Origin of the sequence: Stenotrophomonas sp. GD04145 (assembly GCF_029835135.1) — a bacterium.
Taxonomy (GTDB): Bacteria; Pseudomonadota; Gammaproteobacteria; order Xanthomonadales; family Xanthomonadaceae; genus Stenotrophomonas; species Stenotrophomonas maltophilia_P.
In genome coordinates this window covers 36,042-43,145 of the sequence record NZ_JAODZG010000030.1, presented here as the reverse complement: position 1 = coordinate 43,145, position 7,104 = coordinate 36,042, and the positions used below count along the sequence as shown (strand labels likewise).

At 66.8% G+C, this 7,104-nt stretch carries 4 protein-coding genes; all 4 read left to right on the top strand.

All coding sequences use genetic code 11. The features are described from left to right. Window positions 1–503 precede the first annotated feature (503 nt). Complete coding sequence (locus tag N7367_RS14110; RefSeq protein ID WP_279942615.1) at window positions 504–1,913, top strand: cupin domain-containing protein; 1,410 nt, start codon at window positions 504–506, stop codon at window positions 1,911–1,913. A gap of 3 nt (window positions 1,914–1,916) precedes the next feature. Then, window positions 1,917–2,819: a GNAT family N-acetyltransferase gene (locus N7367_RS14105; RefSeq protein ID WP_279942614.1), complete on the top strand. Its 903-nt coding sequence runs from the start codon at window positions 1,917–1,919 to the stop codon at window positions 2,817–2,819. 186 nt (window positions 2,820–3,005) lie between these two features. After that, complete coding sequence (locus N7367_RS14100; protein WP_279942613.1) at window positions 3,006–5,837, top strand: 2-oxoglutarate dehydrogenase E1 component; 2,832 nt, start codon at window positions 3,006–3,008, stop codon at window positions 5,835–5,837. A gap of 43 nt (window positions 5,838–5,880) precedes the next feature. After that, window positions 5,881–7,086 carry a dihydrolipoyllysine-residue succinyltransferase gene (gene sucB / locus N7367_RS14095; RefSeq protein WP_065175459.1) on the top strand — a complete coding sequence of 402 codons (1,206 nt, stop codon included), beginning with the start codon at window positions 5,881–5,883 and terminating at the stop codon, window positions 7,084–7,086. Window positions 7,087–7,104 lie beyond the last annotated feature (18 nt).

The window sequence follows — 7,104 nt, the reverse complement described above, 5'->3', positions numbered from 1 at the left end:
CGGACACCCCCGCGAACCCAATCCGCCCCACCTCTGACAGCATCCCGGTGACGGATCGAAGAGCATTTGTTGTCGGGACGGAATGTGAAGGAGGGACGCGGCTTTGCCGCGTCCCTCTTTGGTTTTTTGGATTCTGCAGGGCCGGGCAAGCGCAGCGCGCGAGCCGCTGTTGCCTTTGATTTTCTTCTTCCATTCCGTGGCGGACCCCGCAGGAAACTGTCAGGGGCCGGGCGGGTGGGCTGCGCGGGGGTGTCCGCCGCATGGATGCGGCGGCCAAGCTTACAGGGACGTACTTGCAGCGTCCCCCGCGCAGCCCACCCGCCCGGCCAAGCACGGCGTTGGCTTTCAGCGACCAACCCGGACCCCACCACGAGGGGCTCCGCCGTTGGCCGGACACCCCGCGACAAACCACCGCACGTGCGCAATCCCAACGAACGTCGGACAATGGACGCCTTGGCGGCACGCCGCGCCGCCCTCCCGCTTTCCGCTGCAAGGATTCCCCCATGGCCGCCCGCAAGTCCTCCGCCCCGCTCATCGAAGTCACCGCCCGTCCCGGCCAGCCGCTGGGCATGTCCCCGGCCGTGTTCCTGCGCGATTTCTGGCAGAAGCGTCCGCTGCTGATCCGCAACGCCTTCGCTGATTTCCAGTCTCCGGTGCAGCCGGAAGACCTGGCCGGGCTGGCCTGCGAAGAAGGCGTGCTGGCACGCCTGATCGAGCACGACAAGCGCCAGGACGGCTGGCGCGTACGTACCGGCCCGTTCCAGGAAGACGTGTTCCCCGCCCTGCCCGACCACGACTGGACCCTGCTGGTGCAGGACGTGGACAAGTGGGACCCGGACGTACGCGCGCTGATCGAGCAATTCCGCTTCCTGCCGCGCTGGCGCATGGACGACGTCATGATCAGCTTCGCCGCCACCGGCGGCTCGGTCGGTGCCCACGTCGACCAGTACGACGTGTTCCTGCTGCAGGCCCAGGGCCATCGTCGCTGGCAGATCGACGCCAGCGAGTCGATCAAGGGCCGGCGCCCACCGCTGGGGTTCCGTCCGGACGTGGAACTGAAGCTGCTGGAGGTGTTCAAGCCCACCCACGACTGGGTGCTGGCGCCCGGCGACATGCTCTATCTGCCGCCGAACGTGCCACACCACGGCGTCGCCGAAGACCCCTGCCTGACGTTCTCCTTCGGCATGCGCGCGCCGTCCTCGGCCGAACTCATCAGTGACTACCTGGACACCCTGATCGCCGATGCCGACGAGAACATCCGCTACCAGGACCCCGACCTGAAGCTGCCGGCCGATCCGAACGAGATCGACACGGTGGCGATGGCGCGGGTGATCACCGCCCTCAACGCCATCCGCATGAACGACCCGGACAAGCTGGGCGACTGGTTCGGCCGCTTCATCACCACCTACCGCGCCGCCGGCGAAGTGATGGCCCACCAGGCCGCGCCGGAACAGGAAGAGGTGGTCGCCGCCCTGCAGTCCGGCCTTCTGCTGCAACGCCACCCCTGGGCCCGCCTGGCCTGGCGGCGGGCCAAGCGGGGCGCCAGCCTGTACGTCAGCGGCCAGGACTTCGCGCTGCCGGTGAAGGATGCGCAGCGCCTGGCCGGTGCCGAGCAGCTCGACGCGGCCGCCTATCGCGGACTGTCGGACAAGGGCCGCGCGGTGGTCCAGCAGCTGCTGGTCGGCGGCGTGTTCCAGCTGATCGACCCCAGCGAGCTGTATGGCGCCGACGACGAGGGCGAGGATGAAGGCGTCCTCGGTGAGGTGGTCGAAGGCCGCGACCAGGTGGAGGTGATCGATGACGACGCAGTGTCCGACGATGTCCACGTGGTGACCGTGCATGACGATGGCATCGAGGTCATCGTCAACTTCGAAGACGACGAAGAAGACGACAGCGACGCCGGTCGCGCCTGAGTCATGCCCTCGATCCGCGTCCATCAGGTCGGTCATGCCGATGCGCATGGCGCCATCCACGCTGTGCGCCAGCAGGTGTTCGTGCAGGAACAGGGCATTGCCAGCGAACTGGAGCGCGACGCGATGGACCCGGTCAGCGCCCATGTACTGGCGCTGGATGCCGACGGCACGCCGGTCGGCACTGGTCGGCTCACACCTGATGGTCGCGTCGGCCGCATGGCAGTGCTGGCGAGCCACCGCAGCCAGGGCATCGGTGAAGCCCTGCTCGAGGCCCTGGTCGAGGCCGGCCATGGCCTCGGCCTGGCCGAGCTGCATCTGCACGCACAGCTGCCCGCCCGCGACTTCTACGCGCGGCAGGGCTTCCTGCCTGAGGGCGAGGTCTTCGAGGAGGCCGGCCTGGGGCACCAGCAGATGCGCCGCCGGCTGGACGCGGCCAGCGCGATCAACAGCCACGCCGAGGCCGTCGCCGCCACCACCGCCATCCTCCACCGTGCCCGTCGCCAGGTGTGGCTGCACAGCCACCTGCTGGACCCGGGCCTGCTCGCTGCCGGCCCGGTACAGGCCGCCCTGCGCCGCTTCGCCAGCGGCCGCCACGACAAGCAGCTGCGGGTGATCGTGCATGACGCGGCAGCCATTGGCCGTGCCGGCGCGCCGCTGCTGGCGATGGCACAGCGGCTGCCCAGCGTGATCCTGTTCCGCGAGGTGGCCGATCCGGTCGACCGGGCACTGGCGTCCGCCTGCCTGATCAATGACAGGGGCGACTTCTACTTTCGTCTGATCGGCCATCGCCTCGACGGCGAGGCCGGCACCGCGCTGCCGGCACGTTCGCGGCAGTTCGAGCAGCAATTGCAGCGCGTCTGGGACCGTTCGCGCGATTGCAGCGAACTCCGCGCGCTCGGCCTCTGAGCGCGACGGTCGGGTTCAACCTGTCTGGAAGCGGCACCGGGGGACGCACGATGGCCTCCGCGATGCCCCTTCGTGTCCGGATGGGGGTACAATTTGGCTGTTTGAACGCGCCTGCGCAGGGCTATTCATCTTCCTGCCGGGTCCTTCTTAAGCCATACCCCACAAAGCGAATCAACACCCTCCATCGTGGACAATCTACTGAAGCAGTTTGCGCAATCTTCGCAACTCGCCGGCGGCAACGCCTCCTATGTCGAGGACCTGTACGAGCAGTACCTCGTCTCCCCGGACAGTGTCGATCCCAAATGGAAGACCTACTTCGACGGCTTCAAGGGCCGCGAAGCAGGTGACATTCCGCACTCGGCCGTCATTTCCCACATCGCGGACGCGGCCAAGGATGCGCTGAAGGCCGGCACCGGCGCAGGTGCGGGCGACGAGCGTGAGCGCAATGTCGGTCGTCTGATCACCGCCTACCGTTCGCGCGGCCACCTGGACGCCCGCCTGGACCCGCTGGGCCTGGCTGCGCCGGTCAATACGCCGGACCTGGGCCTGCCGTTCCACAGCCTGTCCGATGCCGACCTCAACAGCGAGTTCAGCACCGGTGGCGTCGGCGGCCAGCCGCGCATGAAGCTGCGCGATCTGCTGGCGCGCCTTAAGGCGACCTACACCGGTTCGATCGGTGCGGAGTTCATGCACATCGCCGAGGTCGAGCAGCGCCAGTGGATCTACAAGAAGCTGGAACTGGCCGGCGGCAACTACCAGCTGGACGCTGACACCCAGCGCCGCACCCTGGAGCGCCTGACCGCGGCCGAAGGCCTGGAGCGCTACCTGCACACCAAGTACGTCGGCCAGAAGCGCTTCTCGCTGGAAGGCGGCGATGCGCTGATCCCGATGATGGACACCATCATCCGCAGCGCCGGCAAGGACGGCGTCAAGGACGTGGTGATCGGCATGGCCCACCGCGGCCGCCTGAACGTGCTGGTCAACACCCTGGGCAAGAACCCGCGCAAGCTGTTCGACGAGTTCGAAGGCAAGTTCGAGCACGACGAGCACGCCTCGGCCGGCGACGTGAAGTACCACATGGGCTTCTCCGCCGACGTGGCCACCGAGGGTGGCCCGGTCCACCTGGCGCTGGCGTTCAACCCGTCGCACCTTGAAATCGCCGACCCGGTCGTGGCCGGTTCCGTGCGTTCGCGCCAGGAGCGCCGCAAGGACACCGCCCGCAAGCAGGTCATGCCGATCCTGATCCACGGCGACGCGGCCTTCTCCGGCCAGGGCGTGGTCATGGAACTGTTCCAGATGTCGCAGGCCCGCGGCTTCGCCGTCGGCGGCACCGTGCACATCGTGGTCAACAACCAGGTCGGCTTCACCACCTCCAATCCGCTGGATACGCGCTCCACGCGCTATGCCACCGACGTGGCGAAGATGATTGCCGCACCGGTGCTGCACGTGAACGGAGATGACCCGGAAGCGGTGGTGTTCGCCGCGCAGCTGGCGTTCGAGTTCCGCCAGAAGTTTGCCAAGGACGTGGTCATCGACCTGATGTGCTACCGCCGTTGGGGCCACAACGAGGCCGACGAGCCGGCGATCACCCAGCCGCTGATGTACCAGGTGATCCGCAAGCACCCGACCACCCGCGAGATGTATGCCGAGCAGCTGGAAAAGGCGGGCGTGATCGCCGCCGGCGCCGGCAAGGCGATGGTCGATGCCTACCGCGAGAAGCTGGACGCCGGCGAAGTGACCACCGAACTGGCCAAGGTCGAGAAGACTCCGCCGAGCAGCCCGCTGTTCGTTGATTGGCCGAAGCTGCTGGAAGGCAAGCTGTCCGACCCGGTCTCGACCAAGGTCGAGAAGAACAAGCTGGTCGAGCTGGCCAAGCTGATCAACACCATCCCGGACGAAGTGCAGCTGCACTCGCGCGTGGCCAAGGTCTACGACGACCGCCGCAAGATGGCCGCTGGCGAGATTCCGGGCGACTGGGGCTTTGCCGAAAACCTGGCCTACGCCACCCTGCTGGACGAAGGCCATGCACTGCGCCTGGTCGGCCAGGACGTCGGCCGCGGTACGTTCACGCACCGCCATGCGATCCTGCACGACCAGAAGACCGACAACTACTACATGCCGCTGCGGCAGCTGGTGGATTCGCCGGAGAAGGCCACCGTCATCGATTCGCTGCTGAGCGAAGAAGCGGTGATGGCCTACGAGTACGGCTTCTCCACCACCGATCCGAACACGCTGTGCATCTGGGAAGGCCAGTTCGGCGACTTCGCCAACGGCGCCCAGGTGGTGATCGATCAGTTCATCGCCGCCGGTGAAGCCAAGTGGGGCCGCATTTCCGGCCTGACCCTGCTGCTGCCGCATGGCTATGAAGGGCAAGGCCCGGAACACAGCTCGGCGCGCCTGGAGCGCTTCCTGCAGCTGTGCGCGCTGGAGAACATGCTGGTGGTCGTGCCGTCGACCCCGGCCCAGGCCTTCCACATGCTGCGTCGCCAGCTGCACATGACCACCCGCAAGCCGCTGGTGGTGATGTCGCCGAAGTCGCTGCTGCGCCACAAGCTGGCGGTGTCGACCCTGGACGAGCTGGCCAACGGCGAGTTCCAGCACCTGATCGGCGATTCCAATGCCGACGCCAAGAAGGTCAAGCGCGTGGTGCTGTGCTCGGGCAAGGTCTACTACGACCTGCTGGAAGACCAGACCAAGCGTGGCCAGGACGACGTTGCGATCATCCGCGTGGAGCAGCTGTATCCGTTCCCGCGTGCGCTGCTGGCTGCCGAACTGAAGAAGTACGGCAAGGCCACCGACGTGGTGTGGACGCAGGAAGAACCGCAGAACCAGGGCGCGTGGTACCAGATCCGCCACCACCTGCAGTTCTGCCTGGCCGAGGGCCAGAACCTGCATTACGCCGGTCGCGCACGTTCGGCGTCGCCGGCTGCCGGTCACATGGCTGACCATGTCCGCGAGCAGCAGCAGCTGATTGCCGACGCATTGGTCAACCCGTTCAACGACCAGGTCGCTGAATAACTCTCCTCCCCCTTATTTAGAAGACAAACCAGGAAGCTCCCGCATGGCCACCGAAGTCAAAGCCCCGGTACTGCCCGAATCCGTCGCCGACGGCACCATCGCCACCTGGCACAAGAAGGTGGGCGACGCCGTCAAGCGCGACGAAAACCTGCTTGACCTGGAAACCGACAAGGTCGTCCTGGAAGTGCCGTCGCCGGTCGATGGCGTGCTGAAGGAGATCAAGTTCGACGTGGGCGCCACCGTGACCTCCAGCCAGGTCGTGGCGATCATCGAGGAAGGCGCCGTGGCGGCTGCCCCGGCTCCGGCCGCTGAAGAGAAGAAGGCCGATGCCCCGGCTCCGGCCGCAGCCGCTGCTCCGGCTCCCGCCGCGGCTCCGGCCCCGGCAGCCAAGTCGGCCGCCGATGCGCTGCCGCCGGGTGCCCGCTTCACCGCCATCACCGAGGGCGTGAACCCGGCCGACGTGGACGGCACCGGCCGTCGCGGCGCGGTGACCAAGGAAGACATCGTCAACTTCGCCCGCAATGGCGGCGCCGGCAAGGCCGGTGGCGCACGTCCGGAAGAACGCGTGCCGATGACCCGCATCCGCAAGCGCATCGCCGAACGCCTGATGGAGTCCAAGAACTCCACCGCCATGCTGACCACCTTCAACGAAGTCGACCTGTCCAAGGTGTCGGCCGCGCGCAAGGAACTGCAGGACGAGTTCGTCAAGGCCCACGGCATCAAGCTGGGCTTCATGAGCTTCTTCGTGAAGGCCGCCGCCAACGCGCTGCAGCGCTTCCCGCTGGTCAACGCGTCGATCGATGGTGACGACATCATCTACCACGGCTACTCGGACATCTCCATCGCCGTGTCGACCGAGAAGGGCCTCGTGACCCCGGTGCTGCGCAACGTCGAGCGCATGTCGTTCGCCGACATCGAGAAGACCATCGCCGACTACGCCAAGAAGGCCCGTGACGGCAAGCTGAGCCTGGAAGAACTGCAGGGCGGCACCTTCACCGTGACCAACGGCGGCACCTTCGGCTCGCTGCTGTCCACGCCGATCATCAACCCGCCGCAGAGCGCCATCCTGGGCATGCACGCCATCAAGGAGCGTCCGATCGCCCAGAACGGCCAGGTCGTGATCGCGCCGATGATGTACCTGGCGCTGTCCTACGACCACCGCATCATCGACGGCAAGGACTCGGTGCAGTTCCTGGTGGACATCAAGAACCAGCTGGAAAACCCGGGCCGCATGCTGTTCGGCCTGTAAGACCTCCCGCCCTCTTCC